We start from the raw sequence: 16,364 nt of genomic DNA, 5'->3' as shown, positions 1-16,364 counted from the left end.
CCGACGATGAAGCGCATCTGCGCGACCATTTGCAAACCCAGTTGGCCAGCGCCTGGCCGGAACTGCGCATCGTGGCCAAGGCGGCCAATGGCCTCGACGCCCTGCGCCTGATCGACGAGGAGGCGCCCGACGTGGTGTTCCTCGACATCCGCATGCCGGGCATGACGGGGCTGGACGTGGCGGCCCGGCTGGCGTCTGGCGAGCGCCCGCCGCGCATCGTGTTCGTCACGGCATACGACCAGCATGCGGTCGATGCGTTTGAGCTGTCGGCTGTCGACTACCTGCTCAAGCCGGCCAGCCAGGAACGCTTGCACAAGACCGTGGCCAAACTGAAGGCGGCGCTTGGCGCGCGGCCTGACGGGGAGGCAGCCGGCGCGGCGCCGCCTGTCTCCGGCGATGCCAGCGCCGCGGCCCTGCAGACGCTGTTGCAGCAGCTGGCCGGACAACTGGGTGCGCGAGGCGCCATCCCGGCCGCGCCGGCAGCGGCGCCCGCCGCCAGCCTGCAATGGATACGGGCCGCGCATGGCGACGAGACGCGCCTGATCCCCATCGAGGACGTGATCTACTTCCAGAGCAACGACAAATACACGAGCGTGTTCCTGGCCGAAGGCGAAAGCCTGATCCGCACGCCGCTGAGCAAGCTGCGCGAGCAACTCGACGAGCAGCAATTCTGGCAGATCCACCGCAGCGTGATCGTGGCGGCGCGCCATGTGGCCGGCACGCGGCAGGATTTTCGCGGCCGCCTGATGGTGCAGTTGAAGGGACGGCCGGAACAGCTGGTGGTCAGCCGCAATTACGTGGACCTGTTCCGGCAGATGTGATGGCGGCGCGCCGCTAATCGGGGGCGAGCAGGCTGTCGTACGGGGGCAGGTTGTCGCTTTGCCCCTGCACGACGGCGTAGTGGCGCTTCAGGTCCATCAGGGCTCGGGAGTAGGCCAGCAAGTCCTCCTCCAGATGCGATACGTCGGCATCGGCGCCCGCTTCGATCCGGGTTTCCAGTTCCCTGGTCCTGGCGGCGATGGCACGGATGGCCATGATCACGGTTTGGTCGCTGATACGCATGACGCTCTCCTGGCGGGACTATTCGGCGGTTCTCACTTCGTCAGCACCGGCTTGACGCGCGACGCCGCTTCCTTGGCCCGCGCGCGCGCCGTTTCCACGTCGTCGGCCGTGGCCAGCGCCACGCCCATGCGGCGGCGCGCGAACGACTCGGGTTTGCCGAACAGGCGGATGTCGCTGCCCGGCACCCGCAGCGCGTCGGCCACGCCTTCGAAGGCGATGGCCCTGGCTTCGTGCTGGCCATAGATCACGGCCGAGGCGCCCGGCGCGCGCAGCGCCACGTTGACGGGCAGGCCGAGGATGGCCTTGGCGTGCAGCTCGAATTCGCTTTGCACCTGGCTGGCCATGGTCACCATGCCCGTGTCGTGCGGACGGGGGCTCACTTCCGAGAACCACACCATGTCGCCCTTCACGAACAGCTCCACGCCGAACACGCCCATGCCGCCCAGGTTGCCCGTCACTTTGCCGGCGATGTCGCGCGCGCGCTCCAGCGCCACCGGGTCCATGCGGCATGGCTGCCACGATTCCACGTAATCGCCATGCACTTGCAGGTGGCCGATCGGTTCACAGAAACTGGTTTCGATCTGGCCGTCGGCGCCCAGCGAACGCACGGTCAGCAAGGTGATCTCGTAGTCGAAGTCGATGAAGCCTTCCACGATCACGCGGCCGGCGTCGACCCGGCTGCCGGCGGCCGCGTACTCCCAGGCCGCCTGCACTTCGGCCGCGCTGTCGATCTTCGACTGGCCTTTGCCGGACGAGGACATGACGGGCTTGATCACGCACGGGAAGCCGATCTGGCCGCAGGCCGCCTCCAGCTCGGCCAGACTGCTGGCGAAGCGGTACGGCGACGTGGCCAGGCCCAGCGTCTCGGCGGCCAGGCAGCGGATCCCTTCGCGGTTCATGGTCAGCTGCGCGGCGCGGGCGGTGGGGATGCACGTGATCTTGCCGGCCTGCTCCAGCGCGGCCAGCGTGTCGGTGGCGATGGCTTCGATCTCGGGCACGATCAGGTCCGGTTGTTCCTGCTCGATCAACTCGATCAGCGCCGCGCCGTCGGCCATGTTGATCACGTGGGCGCGGTGCGCCACCTGGTGGCCCGGCGCGTTCGGATAGCGATCGACGGCGATCACCTCCACGCCCAGGCGCTGCAGCGCGATGATCACTTCCTTGCCCAACTCGCCGGAGCCGAGCAGCATGACCTTGGTGGCCGATGGGGACAAGGGGGTGCCGAAAATGCGGGAAGTGGTCATGACGTGGTCCGGAATGGTTGGGTGCGGAATGATAGCAAATCTCAGAACGAATAGACCAGCGTGACCGAGGTTTGCGTGTCCGTGTTCTTCTTGTCGACCGGGACGTCGGTGTCGTTGCGCACGCTGAAGGCGGCCTTCATCTGCATGGTGCTGTTGATCTTGGTGCGCAGCGCCGATTCGGCTAGCGAGTGGATATTGGAGGTGCCCCGTTCCACGCTCAGGTTCTGGGTGAACACGGCGGCGTCGCTGACCTGCCACTTGAGCGCGGCCGCGCCGCGGATGGTGAAACCCTTTTCTTCCTCACCGCCGGCGCGCCGGCCGCTGAAGTAGCCGGGGCCGATCTCCACGTCCACCGTCTTGTCCTCGTCCGTGTACCAGCGCGAGCCGTGACCGACGCCGAAGGTGGAGAAGCTGGTGTAGGCGCCGAAGCGGTCGCCGACGTGGGAACCCAGCACGAACATCTTCTCGCCTTCTTCCAGCAGCTTGTAGGCCGCCTTGGCCGACAGCGAATAGCGTTCGGCCGACCGTTCGCGCACGGTCAGGCCGTTGGCGTCGCGGTTCTGGTCTTCCTTGAAATAGGCGCTGGCGACGTATTCGTTGCTCCAGTCTTGCAGCTCCTGCCTGGCGTCGATCTTGCTTGTGATGGAGGCGCCGACCGTGTTGCCGGACGTGGCGATGGCGCCCAGTTCGGCGGAGGTGTTCCAGGTGCGTTCGGGCGCGGTGCGGGCAAAGGCGCCGCCGTGGACGATGGCCAGGGCCAGCGCGGAGAGAGGAATAGCTTTCATGGTCGTTTCAGTCGGCCCGCAGGCGCGGCATGGCGCATGCCGCACGCTGGCGGACCTGTTGTTGATGCGGAGGAGGCGGCATTGTAACCGCACACGGTGGCGCGCGGCGCCTCGCAGACGCCATATGCGGTCCGATTAAGGCGACGTTAAGTTTTTCGTCGCATCCGCCAGGTGCGCCCACAATGCGCGCGCCACCGGGCCGTGCGCGGCGTCGCGCCTGCGCGTGGCGTAGTGCACCAGCGAGTTGGCAGGCAGGTGTTCGCTTTCCAGCGATCGCAGGCGGCCGGCCGCCAGGTCGTCGCCGACGAGATGCAGCGGCATGTGGCCCCACGCCATGCCTTGCACGATCAGCTCGCGCTTGATCGCCTGATCCGGCACGCTGCAGGTGGCGGCGCCGTCGAGCAGATGGTAGTTCGCGTCCTGCGGGCGGGAGCTGGAGTCGCGGATGACGCATTGCATTTCCCCGCGCAGCCGGCGGAGGCCCAACGCTTCGCCATCCAGTTTCTCAAGAAAGGACGGCGCCGCCACCGGCACCAGCCTGACCGTGCAGAGCGGCAGCGACTCATGGCGCGGCGAGGGCTGGTCGCGGTGATGCAGTATCAGGTCGCACTCGCCGCGCGCGAGCCGCTCCCATGGTCCGCTGATCGCCTCCGCCAACAGCGTCATGCGCGTGCCGGGACGGGCGGCGAAGAATGGCGCCAGCAGGGCCATGGTGGCCGGCAGCGGGCACAGATCGCCGATGACGATGCGCAGTTCCGGCTCCTCGCCATTGGCCAGTTGGGCCGCGCCGCGCCGCAGTTGCGCGTACTCGCGCAGGAACAGCTGGGCGCGGGGAAGGAAGCTGGCGCCTTCCGCCGTCAGCGTCACGCGGTAGCCGCCGCGATCCAGCAACGCCAGTCCCAACTGCTGCTCCAGCGCCTTCACCGCCGCGTGGACGGTGGGATGCGTGCGGTGCAGCCGTTCGGCGGCCGCCGCAAAGCTGCCTTGTTCGGCCAGCGCGACAAAGCATTGCAGTTGCAGGATGGTGGGTTCGGACATGGCGGCGGGCGGGGCAACCCGATAACAAAGTAGATGAAGTCTACAGTGTATGTCCAAATTATGTGATTTTTATTTCAATATTCTCGTCTTAAGCTGGCGGCTCGTTCAACAACATGAGGAGTGACGGCGATGAAGGCGATGGTACGAAAAGCGTATGGCGGGCCGGAGGTGCTGGTGCTGCGCGAGGTCGATGACCCGGTTGCCGGTCCCGGCGAGGTGCTGATCGAAGTGCGCGCGTTCGGGCTGAACCGGGCCGAGTTGCATATGCGGCGCGGCGAATGGGGCGATGCGGCGGTCATCAGCGGCATCGAGTGCGTGGGCGTCGTGAAGGAGGACCCGGGCGGCGTGCTGGCGCCGGGGCAGACCGTGATGGCCTGCATGGGCGGCATGGGGCGGACTGTCAACGGCAGCTACGCGCAGTATGTCGCGGTCCGCCGCGAGAATGTCGTGCCGCTCGACAGTGTGCTCGACTGGGCAGTCTTGGCCACGTTGCCGGAATCCTATGCGGTCGCCTGGACCTGCCTGCACGGCAACCTTGCGCTGTGCCCGGGTCAACGGCTGCTGGTACGTGGCGGCACATCGAGCCTGGGCGCGGCGGCCATCGACCTGGCGCTGCAATCGGGAGCGCGCGTCTCGGCGACGACGCGCCGGTCGTCCCATGCCGCGCAATTGCGGGACATGGGCGTGGAGCAGGTGATCGTGGCGGAAGGCGCGCTTGCCGGTTCCGCCTGGGATGGCGCGCCGTTCGACTCGGTGCTCGATCTCGTCGGGAACAGCGCCGTGCTCGACTCGATGCGGGCCACGCGGCCCGGCGGCAGGGTGTGTCTGGCCGGATTCCTGGGCGGAATGGCGCCGCTGGAGGGCTTCAATCCGCTCAGTCAGATGCCGAGCGGCGTGCAATTGAGCTTCTTCGGCAGCTTTGAATTCGGCGGTGCCAACTATCCGCTCAATGCGGTACCGATGCAGGCGATCGTGCGGATGGTGGAGGCGGGGCGCTTGCGCCCGCGCGCGGGGCCGGTGTTCGGACTGGAGCAACTGCCGCAGGCGCACGCGCTGATGGAGCGCAACGCGGCCTGCGGCAAGCTGGTCGTGGCGATGTGATCAGGAGCGGATGTAGGCGTAGCCTTCGGCCTGGCGGCGGACGATCTCGCCGACGCCGGCCGGCACATAGCCTATCCGAGTCTGCATGTCCTCCGGCGTCAGATGGGCGCCGCGCATGGTGTTTTGGCACACCAGCACCGACACCTTGGCGTCGATCGCCTCCTGCAGGCGGTTGCCCACTTCCGACTCGATCTTCACCATGCCGATGCCCGGGCCGAAGATGACGATTTCGATCGTCACATTGGCCGCGCCCAGATCCTGCTGCAGGTTCTTGATGTTGTTGAGGGTCTGGTTCCATTTTTTGGGATCGTCGTCGCTGACCTGGAACAGGGCCTTGAAGGCGGTCGATTTGGCTGGGGCCGGGGCTGCCGTCGCCGCGCTGGCCGCGAGCGCGCCCGCCGCAGTGGCCAGCGAGCCTACCAGCATGGTGCGGCGCGAGCTAGTTGTCTTTTTCATAGGTATCTCCGTGAATCTTGGGCCGGTTGCCACTGAGCGTGGAAGTCATGCGAGAGACTACTGCCCTTTGCGCGCCGCCGCAAGGGGAGGTGGCGGTCGCCGATACCAGCCCCGCAGTTTGAAACACCGGTGTCAGGTCTGTCATTCGGACAGTTGTGGCGCACTTTTGAGTTTTCTCAAGCTGGGACCTTTGAATTTTTCGACCAGCGAAACGGTTCTCCGTCTATCACTTGCGATCCCTGCACAGGCTGATTGAGCTCAAAAGTATTCACTCCCTGTCCAAATGACAGACCTGACACCGGTTCCGGGCCCTTTATTCTGTGCCAGGCCTGTCACTTTAGCCAGTAATCAGGCCGCGCATAGACTTCCTTCAGCATGTCGATGAAGAACCGGACCTTGGCCGGCAGGTGCCGCTGCTGGGGGTAGACGGCCATGATGTCGTACTGGGGCAGGGCGTAGTCGTCCAGCACCGTGATCAGTTCGCCCGAGGCCAGTTGCGCCTGGATTTCCCATGACGAGCGCCACGCCAGCCCCAGTCCTTCCGTCGCCCAACGGTGCAGCAGCTCGCCATCGTTGCAGTTGAGGTTACCGTCCGCCCGCACCGTGACCTGTTTGCCTTGGTCCTGGAAGTACCAACCGCGTTGCTGGCCGCCCTGCAGGTTGAAGGCCAGGCAGTTGTGGTTGGCCAGGTCGTCCAATGTGCGGGGGATGCCGTGCCGTTCGAAGTATTCCGGCGTGCCGCATACCACGCGCCGGTTGCTGGCCAGCTTGACGGCGACGAAGCTGGGGTCGATCACGCCGCCGATGCGGATGCCGACGTCATAGCCGTCTCGTACCAGATCCACCACCCGGTCCGTCAGGTTGAACGAAATCTGCACGTCCGGGTGGGCGCGCACGAAACCGGCCGCGTGGGGCGCGACGTGCTTGCGCCCGAACGCGGCGGGCGCCGACACCGTCAGGTGGCCGGTGGCGCGGTGGCGGCCCTCGGACACCATGCGGTCCGCGTGCCCCAGGTCGGCCAGCAGCTTGCGGCAATGATCGAGATACAGCGTGCCTTGCTCGGTCAGCGTCAGGTGCCGCGTGGTGCGGTGCATCAGCTTCACGCCGAGGCGCTTTTCCAGCGCGTCGATGCGGCGGCCCAGCATCACGGGCGTGATGTGCTGGCCCAGCGCGGCGCGCACCAGGCTGCCCTTTTCGGCCACTTCGACGAAGGCTTCGATTTGGGTGAGTTTGTCCATAGCCACATTATTCCACAGTTATTCGATATTTCCAGTATCGAATAAAGCGAGAGTTTGTCTTCTTATCACAGCCGCTTTTTGCCGGTAGCATCCATTCATCAGTCAATCCTTACACAGACAAGGGAGTACAGCATGGCACGCATGACGGCAGCGCAGGCAGCAGCAATCGTTTTGGAAAAAGAAGGCGTGAATCAGGTGTTCGGCGTGCCGGGTGCCGCGATCAACCCATTCTACGCGGCGTTGAAGAAGCAGGGCAGCGCGAAGCACATCCTCGCACGGCACGTGGAAGGCGCCTCGCACATGGCCGAGGGCTACACCCGCGCCAAGGCCGGCAACATCGGCGTGTGCATCGGCACCTCGGGTCCGGCCGGCACGGACATGATCACGGGCCTGTATTCGGCCCAAGCCGATTCCATACCCATCCTCTGCATTACGGGCCAGGCGCCGCGCGCCCGCCTGTACAAGGAGGATTTCCAGGCCGTCGATATCGAATCGATCGCCAAGCCCGTGACAAAGTGGGCCGTGACCGTGCGCGAACCGGCGCTGGTGCCCATGGTGTTCCAGCAGGCCTTCCACATCATGCGTTCCGGCCGCCCCGGCCCCGTGCTGATCGACCTGCCGTTCGATGTGCAGATGGCCGAGATTGAGTTCGATCCGGACACCTACCAGTCGCTGGAAGCCTACAAGCCCAAGGCCACCCGCGCCCAGATCGAGAAGGCGCTGAGCATGCTGAACGAGGCGGACTACCCGCTGATCACGGCCGGCGGCGGTGTGATCAACGCCAACGCATCGGACCTGCTGGTGCAGTTCGCCGAGCTGACCGGCATTCCTGTGATCCCCACCCTGATGGCCTGGGGCGCCATTCCCGACGACCACCGGCTCATGGTTGGCATGGTGGGCCTGCAAACCAGCCACCGCTACGGCAACGCGACCTTGCTCGCATCGGACTTCGTGTTCGGCATCGGCAACCGCTGGGCCAACCGCCACACCGGCTCGATCGAGGTCTACACCAAGGACCGCAAGTTCGTCCACATCGACATCGAACCGACCCAGATCGGCCGCGTGTTCGGCCCGGACTTCGGCATCGTGTCCGACGCCGGCGCCGCGCTCAAGCTGATGATCGAGGTGGCGACGGAGTGGAAGGCGGCCGGCAAGCTGAAGGACCGCTCCGCCTGGGTGGCCCAGTGCCAGGACCGCAAGCGCACCATGCAGCGTAAGACGCACTTTGAACAGGTGCCGGTAAAGCCGCAGCGCGTGTACGAGGAGATGAACAAGGCCTTCGGCCGCGACACCTGCTACGTCAGCACCATCGGCCTGTCGCAGATCGCCGCCGCCCAGTTCCTGCACGTGTACAACGCGCGCCACTGGATCAACTGCGGCCAGGCCGGGCCGCTGGGCTGGACCATTCCCGCCGCGCTGGGCGTGGCGGCTGCCGACCCGCAGCGCAAGGTGGTGGCCATTTCGGGCGACTACGATTTCCAGTTCATGATCGAGGAACTGGCCGTGGGCGCGCAATTCAAGCTGCCGTATCTGCACGTGGTGGTGAACAACTCCTACCTGGGCCTGATCCGCCAGTCGCAGCGCGGCTTCGACATGGATTACTGCGTGCAGCTGGCGTTCGAGAACATCAACTCGCCGGAGTTGAACGGCTACGGCGTCGATCACGTGGCTGTTGTGGAAGGCCTTGGCTGCAAGGCGATCCGCGTCACCAACGCCGACGACCTGCCGGCCGCCTTCACCCAGGCCCGCGCGTGGATGGAGGAGTTCAAGGTGCCGGTCGTGGTGGAGGTGATCCTGGAGCGCGTGACCAACATCGCCATGGGCGTGGACATCAACAACATCAACGAGTTCGAAGAGCTGGCGCTGAAAGCCTCGGATGCGCCGACCGCCATCGCGCTGCTCGACTGAACCGCCCTGTATTCGATACGAAAGGAAGCACAATGACCAAACTGGCCGCCAATCTGACCATGTTGTTTAACGAAGTCCCGTTCCTGGACCGCTTTGAGGCGGCCGCGCGGGCCGGGTTCGAAGGCGTGGAATTCCTGTTCCCGTATGCGTTCGAGGCCAACGACCTGGCCCGGCGTCTGCGGGACAACAAGCTGGAACTGGTGCTGCACAACCTCCCGGCCGGCAACTGGGAAGCCGGTGAGCGCGGCATCGCCTGCCACCCGGACCGGGTGGAGGAATTCCGCGCCGGCGTGCACACCGCCATCAGCTACGCCAAACAGCTCGGCGTGAAGCAGCTTAACTGCCTGGTCGGCATCGTCCCGGCCGGCGTGAGCCAGGAGACGGCACACCGCACGGTGGTGGCCAATCTGACGTTCGCGGCCGCCGCGCTGAAGGCGGAGGGCATCCGTCTGCTGATCGAGCCGATCAACACCTTCGACATTCCCGGCTTCTTCCTGTCGCGCACCAGCCAGGCCGCCGCCATCATCGCGGAAACGGGATCGGACAACCTGTTCATCCAGTACGACATCTACCACATGCAGCGCATGGAGGGCGAGCTGGCGAACACCATCAAGGCCAATCTGGCGCTGATCGGCCATGTGCAGCTGGCTGACAACCCCGGTCGCAATGAGCCGGGAACGGGCGAGATCAACTACCGCTTCCTGTTCGCGCATCTGACGGCGCTCGGCTACGGCGGCTGGATAGGCTGCGAATACAAGCCGCGCACCACCACCACGGAAGGACTGGGCTGGCGCGCCGCCCATGGCCTGTAACGGAACGAACCTCACATCACACTAGCAAAGGAAATCATCATGTCTCGAGTTGGATTCATTGGTCTGGGTATCATGGGCGCACCGATGGCGCAGCATCTGCTGAACGGCGGCCACAAGCTGTTCCTGCACGATATCAAGAACCCGCCGTTCGCCTTGATCGAAGGCGGCGCCACCGTCTGCACCTCGGCCGCCGAAGTGGCCATGCGGTCGGACATCATCATCATCATGGTGCCCGACACGCCGCACGTTGAGGCAGCCCTGTTCGGCGAGAAGGGCGTGGCGGAAGGTCTGCGTCCGCGCACCATCGTGGTCGACATGAGCTCGATCTCGCCCATCGAAACCAAGAAGTTCGCCAAGAAGATCAACGCGCTGGATTGCGAATACCTCGACGCGCCCGTCTCGGGTGGCGAAGTGGGCGCCAAGGCCGCCTCGCTGACCATCATGGTGGGCGGTTCGGAGCAGGCCTTCGAAACCGTCAAGCCGCTGTTTGAACTGATGGGCAAGAACATCACGCTGGTGGGCGGCAATGGCGACGGCCAGACCACCAAGGTGGCCAACCAGATCATCGTTGCGCTCAACATCCAGGCCGTGGCCGAGGCGCTGCTGTTCGCCTCCAAGGCCGGTGCCGATCCGGCCAGGGTGCGCCAGGCGCTGATGGGCGGCTTCGCCAACTCGCGCATCCTCGAAGTGCACGGCGAGCGCATGGTCAAGCGCACCTTCAACCCCGGCTTCCGCATCGAACTGCACCAGAAGGACTTGAACCTGGCGCTGCAGGGCGCGAAGACGATGGGGGTCTCGCTGCCCAATACGGCCATGGCCCAGGAGTTGATGAACGCCTGCGCCGCCAATGGCCTGAGCGGCATGGATCACTCGGCCCTGTGCCGCGCCATCGAGATCATGTCCAATCACCAGATCGCGGAAGCCTGATCGCATCCCTGATCCCGTTATCTTGCCTGCGGCGGGCCGCCACGCGCTGTGCCCGACGGCCGCCGCCCCTTCTTAGAAAGCACACCGGATGACTACCTTGAATCCACGTCAATTCCTTCTGGACCTGTATGGCAGCGCGGTGGACGCTGTGAGCGCGGCCAAATGCCTGCCCGCCTATCTGCCGGAGCCGCCCGTCAACGGTCGCACGCTGGTGATCGGCGCCGGCAAGGGTGCGGCCGCCATGGCGCGCGCCGTCGAGCAGCACTGGAAGGGCGACCTTTCGGGGCTGGTCGTGACGCGCTACGAGCACGGCGTCGATTGCCAGCGCATTGAAGTGATCGAGGCGGCCCATCCGGTGCCCGACGAGGCGGGCCGGCGCGCCGCCGGCCGCATGATGGAGATGGTGCGGGGACTGGGCGAGAACGACCTGGTGCTGTGCCTGATTTCGGGCGGCGGTTCGTCGTTGCTGGCGTTGCCCGCTCCCGGCATCACGCTGGAGCAGAAGCAGGCCGTCAACCGCGCGCTGCTCAGGAGCGGCGCCACCATCTCGGAAATGAACTGCGTACGCAAGCACCTGTCGGCCATCAAGGGCGGGCGGCTGGCGCTGGCCTGCGCGCCCGCGCGCGTGGTCACGCTGCTGATCTCGGACGTGCCGGGCGATGATCCCGGCGTGATCGCCAGCGGCCCCACCTTGCCCGACCCGACCACCTGCGCCGACGCGCTGGCTGTGCTGCGCAAGTACGGCATCGAGATTCCCGGCAGCGTGCGCGAGCACCTGGAAACGGGCGTCGGCGAAACCCCAAAGCCCGACGATCCCCGTTTCGCCCGCAATGAACACCACGTGATCGCCATCGCCCAGGATGCGCTGGAAGCGGCGGCCGATCATGCGCGCGCGGCCGGCATCACGCCCTACATCCTGTCCGACGGCATCGAGGGCGAGGCGCGCGACGTGGCCATCGTCCACGCGGCCATGGCCAAGCAGGTGGCCACGCGGGGCCAGCCATTCCAGCGCCCGTGCGTGATCATCTCCGGCGGCGAGACGACGGTGACGGTGCGCGGCTCGGGGCGCGGCGGGCGCAACGCGGAATTCCTGCTCAGCCTCGCGGTTGCGCTCGACGGCCATCCCGGCATCCACGCCGTCGCCTGCGACACGGACGGCATCGATGGTTCGGAGGACAACGCCGGCGCGCTGTATGCACCGGACTCGCTGGCGCGCGCCGCCGAAAAGGACCTGCGCGCCCGCACCCTGTTGGAGAACAACGACGGCTACGGCTTCTTCAGCGCGTTGGACGATCTGGTGGTGAGCGGCCCCACCCGCACCAACGTCAACGACTTCCGCGCCGTGCTGGTGCTGTAAGCCCGGCCGCGCCACAACGGAAGAAAACAGCTAAAACCCCGTCGTTCCCGCGAAAGCGGGAACCCATAGACCGCATGAATGGTGGCTCAGTATGGATTCCCGCGTGCGCGGGAATGACGGAATCGCAGTGCAAAAATACATAACGGAGACAACATGCGACGTCAACGCCAGGCCAAGATCGTGGCCACGCTCGGCCCAGCCACCAGTACCAAGGAAGCGATCAAGGCCCTGTTCGATGCGGGAGCGGACGTATTCCGCTTCAATTTCAGCCACGGTAGCCATGCCGACCACCAGGCCCGCTGTGACATCGTGCGGCAGATCGAGCGCGAGGCGGGACGCCCGATCGCCATCCTGGCCGACCTGCAGGGCCCCAAACTGCGCGTCGGCCAGTTCGCCACCGGCAAGGTGACGCTGGCCGAAGGCGCCGAATTCACGCTCGACCGCGACCCGGCGCCCGGCGACGGCACGCGCGTCTGCCTGCCGCACCCGGAACTGTTCGAGGTGATCGACGCCGGCCAGTCGCTGCTGCTGGACGACGGCAAGCTGCGGCTGGCGGTGCTCGGCCGCAGCGCCGACAAGCGCGCCATCCGCACCCGCGTGGTGACGGGCGGCGTGCTGTCGGACCGCAAGGGCGTGAACGTGCCCGACGTGGTGCTGCCCATCCCCGCGCTGACGGACAAGGACTTGCGCGACCTTGACTTCGCGCTGGACATGGGCGCGGACTGGGTGGCGCTGTCGTTCGTGCAGCGCCCCGAAGACCTGCACCAGGCCCGCGCCATCATCGGCAACCGCGCCGCCTTGCTGGCCAAGCTGGAAAAGCCGGCCGCGCTGGACGGGTTGGACGCCATCGTTGCCGCGTCCGACGCCGTGATGGTGGCGCGCGGCGACCTCGGGGTGGAGCTGCCGCCGGAGCGGGTGCCGGGCGTCCAGAAGCGCATCCTGCGGGCCTGCCGCCAGCACGGCAAACCGATCGTGATCGCCACGCAGATGCTGGAGTCCATGATCGCGTCGCCCGTGCCCACCCGCGCCGAGGCGTCCGACGTGGCCAGCGCCATCTACGACGGCGCCGACGCCGTGATGCTGTCGGCCGAATCGGCCAGCGGCGCCTATCCCACGGCGGCCGTCAGCATCATGGAGCGCATCATCGGCGAAGTGGAGAAGGACCCGCTGTACCGGCAGATGATCGCCGCCCAGAACCAGGCGCCGCTGCCCAACAGCGGCGACGCGATCTGCTCGGCGCTGCGCGACGTGACCGGCATCCTGGGCGCCGTGGCGACGGTGACTTACACGAGTTCCGGCCACACCAGCCTGCGGGCGGCCCGCGAGCGGCCGGCGGCGCCCATCCTCAGCATCACGCCCAACCTGTCCACGGCGCGTCGGCTGGCGCTGGTCTGGGGCGTGCACAGCACCGTCAGCCCCGACGTGCGCAATGAGGCCCGCATGGTGGCGGCGGCCTGCCAGGCCGCGCTGACCGAAGGTTTCGCCCAGCCGGGCGACCAGATCGCCATCACGGCCGGCGTGCCGTTCGGCCAGCCGGGCAGCACCAACCTGTTGCGCATCGCCCGTATCTGGCCCACCCAGGACGCGGCCGCCGCCTGATGCGGGCACCGCTAGCCGGCATCGGCCAGATCTACTTCCAGGACTCGCCGCTGTTCGGCGCATTGCTGCTCGGCTGCCTGTACCTGACGGCGCCGGTGCTGGCGGCGGGCTGCCTGCTGGGCGTGGGCGCGGCCACCGGCACCGCATGGCTGCTCGATTTTCCGCAGCCCGGGCGGGAGGCCGGCATCTACGGCTTCAATGGCGCCCTGGCCGGGGTGGGGCTGTGCGCCGGCTGGCAATGGAATGCGGCGCTGCTGTGCTGGATCATCGTGGCCGGCAGCGCGACGGCCATGCTGTTCCGCGCCATGTCGCGCCGGGGCATGACGCCGCTGACCTTCCTGTTCGTGCTCGTGATGTGGCTGGCCAGCAGCGCAGGACCGGCGCTCGGGCTGGTGCGGAGAGCGGCGGGGGCGGCGGCGGGGTGCGGCATGGCGCCGTTCGCGTATGTATTCTGCGCGATCGGGCAGGCCAGCTTCGTCGGCGTGGCGGCGCTGGGGTTGGTGATGTGGGCGGCGCTGGCGCGCGGCGGCTGGCGTCCCGGCGCGTGGAGTCTCGTCGGCGCGGCGTTGGCGTGGTGCGCCGTGTCGCTTGCGGCACTGGTGGCGCCCGCGCTGCCGTTGGCCGGCGTGGCCACCGGCGCCGGTGTCAACAGCGCGCTGACCGTGCTGGGATTGTCGGTCCATGGGCGGCACTGGCGCTGGCGTTGCGCCGGCGGCGTCGCCAGCATCGTGTTATGCGCGGCCTGCGCCATGGTGAGATTGGATTTCTACACGCTGCCGTTCGTGCTGTCCGTGTGGCTGGTGCTCGGTTTCACCCGGTTACAATGATGTCGCTTAATTAACGTTGACATGACAATATGTTCATGCCCATCCGGGCCTGAGCTACCTGATCGAAAGGATTGTTATGGGGGCGCATGAATGGCGCACGCGGGTCACCTACAGCACGGAGATCACGGGGCCGGCGGCCGCCGAATTCGGCCCTCTGGTCACGGGCGACTTCCCCGACGTGCTGCTGGCGTTGAAGCGCCGGCTGTAGCGGGGCGGCCAGCACGGCTAATTGATATGGTGCTGTTGCTCTGGCAATTTTTTCATGGCAGCATCACGATATAGTGCCGCGTTTCAGCGGCCGTCATGCCGACCCAGGCCGGAGGAGCGAACACCATGAACGCCACGGGCACCAGGACGCTGCTCGATTACGCCTATGGCCACGAGCAGGCCACGCCGGACAAGGTCTATCTGACCCAACCCACAGGCGGGGGGCAGGTGATCGACTACACATGGGCGCAATGCATGGACCAGGCGCGGCGCATGGCCGCGCATCTGCGTTCGCTGGACCTCCCGCCGGCCAGCCATATCGCCATCCTGTCGAAGAACTGCGCCCACTGCTTCATCGCGGAACTGGCGATCTGGATGGCCGGTTGCGCCACCGTGGAGATTTTCCCGACCGAGGAACCGGGCACGATACGCTTCGTGCTCGAACATAGCGATAGCCGGCTGCTGTTCGTTGGCAAGCTCGATAACTGGGACCACCAGGCGACGGGCGTGCCGGCCGCCATGCCGCGCATCGCCTTGCCGCTGGCGCCGGCCAACGCGGGCACCAGTTGGGATGCGCTGGTGGCGGCCCAGTCGCCGCTGCCCGGCAAGCCGGCGCGCGGCGGGGACGAACTGGCGATGCTGGTGTACACGTCGGGTTCCACCGGCCAGCCCAAGGGCGTGATGCATTGCTTCGCCAATGTGACCCGGGCCGCCGAGATCATGACCAGCACGGTGGCCTGCGGCCCGGAAGACCGCTACCTGTCCTACCTGCCGCTGGCGCACGTGGTCGAACGCTCGTACATCGAGTGCTGCAGCATGGTGGCGGCCTGCCATGTGTATTTCGCGGAGAGCCTGGACACCTTCGTCGAGGACATCAAGCGCGCGCGGCCCACCCTGTTCCTGTCCGTGCCACGGCTGTGGCTCAAGTTCCAGCTTGGCGTCTTCGAAAAGATCCCGCCCAAGCTGCTCGATACGCTGCTGCGCATTCCGCTGGTGGGTAAGCTGATGGGCCGCACGGTGTTGTCCGGCCTCGGTCTGGAGCATGTGCGGCTGGCCGGCAGCGGTTCCGCGCCCACGCCGCCGGAACTGATCGCGTGGTATCGCCGCCTCGGCCTGAACCTGATGGAAGGCTACGGCATGACCGAGGATTTCGCGCTGTCGCACATCTCCACGGCCGAGCATAACGCGCCCGGCTACGTCGGCATCCCGTTCGAGGGGGTGGAGGTGCGCATCAGCGACGACCACGAAGTGCTGATCAAATCACCTGGCCGCATGGTGGGCTACTACAAGCGCCCCGAGCTCGACGCGGAAAGCTTCACGGCCGATGGCTTTTTCCGCACCGGGGACCAGGGCGAGCGGCGCGACGATGGCTTGCTCAAACTGACGGGCAGGCTGAAGGAAGTGTTCAAGACGGCCAAGGGCAAATACGTGGCGCCGGCGCCGATCGAGAACCTGATCAACGCACATCCGTTGGTGGAGCAATCGATGGTCACGGGTGTCGGGCAGCCGGCGGCCTACGCGCTGGTGGTGCTGAGCGAGCAATTGCGTGGCCAGCTGGGCGACCCGGCCGAGCGCATGCGCGTGGAGCAGGAACTGCTGACGATGCTCAAGGACGTCAACGCCCAGTTGCCAAGTTACGAGCGTTTGCAGATGTTGGTGGTGGCGCGCGATCCGTGGTCCATCGAAAACGGCTGCCTCACCCCCACCATGAAGATCAAGCGCCGTCAGATCGAAACGCAGGCCTCGGAGCGCATGGCCGAGTGGTATGGCGAGCAGCGCGCCGTGGTGTGGGGCTGAGCGCCC

Annotated in this window: 16 protein-coding genes; 10 read left to right on the top strand and 6 right to left on the bottom strand. The window is 66.5% G+C overall.

Going from position 1 to position 16,364, the window contains the following annotated elements; all coding sequences use genetic code 11:
- Positions 1–29: 29 nt before the first annotated feature.
- Positions 30–821: a LytR/AlgR family response regulator transcription factor gene (locus AC1RQG_RS19280; RefSeq protein WP_493133636.1), complete on the top strand. Its 792-nt coding sequence runs from the start codon at positions 30–32 to the stop codon at positions 819–821.
- 13 nt (positions 822–834) lie between these two features.
- Here AC1RQG_RS19280 and AC1RQG_RS19275 read toward each other — a convergent pair whose 3' ends face one another.
- From AC1RQG_RS19275 to AC1RQG_RS19260, 4 genes are all read right to left on the bottom strand, one after another.
- Positions 835–1,062, bottom strand: a complete 228-nt coding sequence (locus AC1RQG_RS19275; protein ID WP_493133634.1) for a Tsi2 family anti-toxin — start codon at positions 1,060–1,062, stop codon at positions 835–837.
- Positions 1,063–1,094: 32 nt separating this feature from the next.
- Positions 1,095–2,306 carry a formate-dependent phosphoribosylglycinamide formyltransferase gene (purT, locus tag AC1RQG_RS19270; protein ID WP_493133632.1) on the bottom strand — a complete coding sequence of 404 codons (1,212 nt, stop codon included), beginning with the start codon at positions 2,304–2,306 and terminating at the stop codon, positions 1,095–1,097.
- A gap of 41 nt (positions 2,307–2,347) precedes the next feature.
- On the bottom strand, positions 2,348–3,091 hold the full coding sequence (locus tag AC1RQG_RS19265; protein WP_493133630.1) for a DUF481 domain-containing protein: 744 nt from the start codon (positions 3,089–3,091) through the stop codon (positions 2,348–2,350).
- 135 nt (positions 3,092–3,226) lie between these two features.
- A complete protein-coding gene (locus AC1RQG_RS19260) occupies positions 3,227–4,129 on the bottom strand; it encodes a LysR family transcriptional regulator (protein WP_493133628.1) in 903 nt (300 codons plus the stop codon).
- Between the two features lie 129 nt (positions 4,130–4,258).
- On the opposite strand from AC1RQG_RS19260, the gene AC1RQG_RS19255 reads away from it, so the two are divergent.
- The gene (locus AC1RQG_RS19255; RefSeq protein WP_493133626.1) at positions 4,259–5,230 is read left to right on the top strand and encodes a zinc-binding dehydrogenase; all 972 of its coding nucleotides are present in this window, start codon (positions 4,259–4,261) and stop codon (positions 5,228–5,230) included.
- On the opposite strand, the gene AC1RQG_RS19250 is transcribed toward AC1RQG_RS19255, so the two are convergent.
- Together AC1RQG_RS19250 and AC1RQG_RS19245 are read right to left on the bottom strand one after the other, a co-directional pair.
- Positions 5,231–5,686: a DsrE family protein gene (locus AC1RQG_RS19250; RefSeq protein ID WP_493133624.1), complete on the bottom strand. Its 456-nt coding sequence runs from the start codon at positions 5,684–5,686 to the stop codon at positions 5,231–5,233.
- 332 nt (positions 5,687–6,018) lie between these two features.
- Positions 6,019–6,924 (bottom strand): LysR family transcriptional regulator, encoded by a 906-nt coding sequence (locus AC1RQG_RS19245; RefSeq protein WP_182163844.1) that lies wholly within the window; start codon positions 6,922–6,924, stop codon positions 6,019–6,021.
- 132 nt (positions 6,925–7,056) lie between these two features.
- Between AC1RQG_RS19245 and gcl the strand changes: the two genes are divergently transcribed.
- From gcl to AC1RQG_RS19205, 8 genes are all read left to right on the top strand, one after another.
- Positions 7,057–8,832, top strand: coding sequence for a glyoxylate carboligase (gene gcl / locus AC1RQG_RS19240; RefSeq protein WP_493133622.1), 1,776 nt, complete (start codon positions 7,057–7,059; stop codon positions 8,830–8,832).
- A gap of 32 nt (positions 8,833–8,864) precedes the next feature.
- Positions 8,865–9,644 carry a hydroxypyruvate isomerase gene (gene hyi, locus AC1RQG_RS19235; RefSeq protein ID WP_493133620.1) on the top strand — a complete coding sequence of 260 codons (780 nt, stop codon included), beginning with the start codon at positions 8,865–8,867 and terminating at the stop codon, positions 9,642–9,644.
- 33 nt (positions 9,645–9,677) lie between these two features.
- Positions 9,678–10,571: a 2-hydroxy-3-oxopropionate reductase gene (locus tag AC1RQG_RS19230; RefSeq protein WP_493133666.1), complete on the top strand. Its 894-nt coding sequence runs from the start codon at positions 9,678–9,680 to the stop codon at positions 10,569–10,571.
- Positions 10,572–10,659: 88 nt separating this feature from the next.
- Positions 10,660–11,928: a glycerate kinase type-2 family protein gene (locus AC1RQG_RS19225; protein ID WP_493133618.1), complete on the top strand. Its 1,269-nt coding sequence runs from the start codon at positions 10,660–10,662 to the stop codon at positions 11,926–11,928.
- A gap of 153 nt (positions 11,929–12,081) precedes the next feature.
- Positions 12,082–13,527 carry a pyruvate kinase gene (gene pyk, locus AC1RQG_RS19220; protein ID WP_493133616.1) on the top strand — a complete coding sequence of 482 codons (1,446 nt, stop codon included), beginning with the start codon at positions 12,082–12,084 and terminating at the stop codon, positions 13,525–13,527.
- Positions 13,527–14,354, top strand: coding sequence for an urea transporter (locus AC1RQG_RS19215; protein WP_493133614.1), 828 nt, complete (start codon positions 13,527–13,529; stop codon positions 14,352–14,354). Before pyk ends, AC1RQG_RS19215 begins: the two co-directional genes overlap by 1 nt.
- 76 nt (positions 14,355–14,430) lie before the next feature.
- Positions 14,431–14,562 carry a hypothetical protein gene (locus AC1RQG_RS19210; protein ID WP_493133612.1) on the top strand — a complete coding sequence of 44 codons (132 nt, stop codon included), beginning with the start codon at positions 14,431–14,433 and terminating at the stop codon, positions 14,560–14,562.
- 125 nt (positions 14,563–14,687) lie between these two features.
- Positions 14,688–16,358: an AMP-binding protein gene (locus tag AC1RQG_RS19205; protein WP_493133610.1), complete on the top strand. Its 1,671-nt coding sequence runs from the start codon at positions 14,688–14,690 to the stop codon at positions 16,356–16,358.
- Positions 16,359–16,364: the final 6 nt, after the last annotated feature.

The organism is Rugamonas sp. GW822-FHT03B10 (assembly GCF_058801745.1).
The sequence above is the reverse complement of the archived record's forward strand: the minus strand, read 5'-3'. Positions and strand labels throughout refer to the sequence as shown.

Bases quoted from the DNA above. Each gene is read 5' to 3' on its own strand.
- hyi (WP_493133620.1), top strand. From the start codon at position 8,865: ATGACCAAACTGGCCGCCAATCTGACCATGTTGTTTAACGAAGTCCCG.
- AC1RQG_RS19215 (WP_493133614.1), top strand. From the start codon at position 13,527: ATGCGGGCACCGCTAGCCGGCATCGGCCAGATCTACTTCCAGGACTCG.
- AC1RQG_RS19250 (WP_493133624.1), bottom strand. From the start codon at position 5,686: ATGAAAAAGACAACTAGCTCGCGCCGCACCATGCTGGTAGGCTCGCTG.
- AC1RQG_RS19265 (WP_493133630.1), bottom strand. From the start codon at position 3,091: ATGAAAGCTATTCCTCTCTCCGCGCTGGCCCTGGCCATCGTCCACGGC.
- purT (WP_493133632.1), bottom strand. From the start codon at position 2,306: ATGACCACTTCCCGCATTTTCGGCACCCCCTTGTCCCCATCGGCCACC.
- AC1RQG_RS19255 (WP_493133626.1), top strand. From the start codon at position 4,259: ATGAAGGCGATGGTACGAAAAGCGTATGGCGGGCCGGAGGTGCTGGTG.
- pyk (WP_493133616.1), top strand. From the start codon at position 12,082: ATGCGACGTCAACGCCAGGCCAAGATCGTGGCCACGCTCGGCCCAGCC.
- AC1RQG_RS19210 (WP_493133612.1), top strand. From the start codon at position 14,431: ATGGGGGCGCATGAATGGCGCACGCGGGTCACCTACAGCACGGAGATC.
- AC1RQG_RS19225 (WP_493133618.1), top strand. From the start codon at position 10,660: ATGACTACCTTGAATCCACGTCAATTCCTTCTGGACCTGTATGGCAGC.
- gcl (WP_493133622.1), top strand. From the start codon at position 7,057: ATGGCACGCATGACGGCAGCGCAGGCAGCAGCAATCGTTTTGGAAAAA.
- AC1RQG_RS19275 (WP_493133634.1), bottom strand. From the start codon at position 1,062: ATGCGTATCAGCGACCAAACCGTGATCATGGCCATCCGTGCCATCGCC.
- AC1RQG_RS19260 (WP_493133628.1), bottom strand. From the start codon at position 4,129: ATGTCCGAACCCACCATCCTGCAACTGCAATGCTTTGTCGCGCTGGCC.
- AC1RQG_RS19245 (WP_182163844.1), bottom strand. From the start codon at position 6,924: ATGGACAAACTCACCCAAATCGAAGCCTTCGTCGAAGTGGCCGAAAAG.
- AC1RQG_RS19205 (WP_493133610.1), top strand. From the start codon at position 14,688: ATGAACGCCACGGGCACCAGGACGCTGCTCGATTACGCCTATGGCCAC.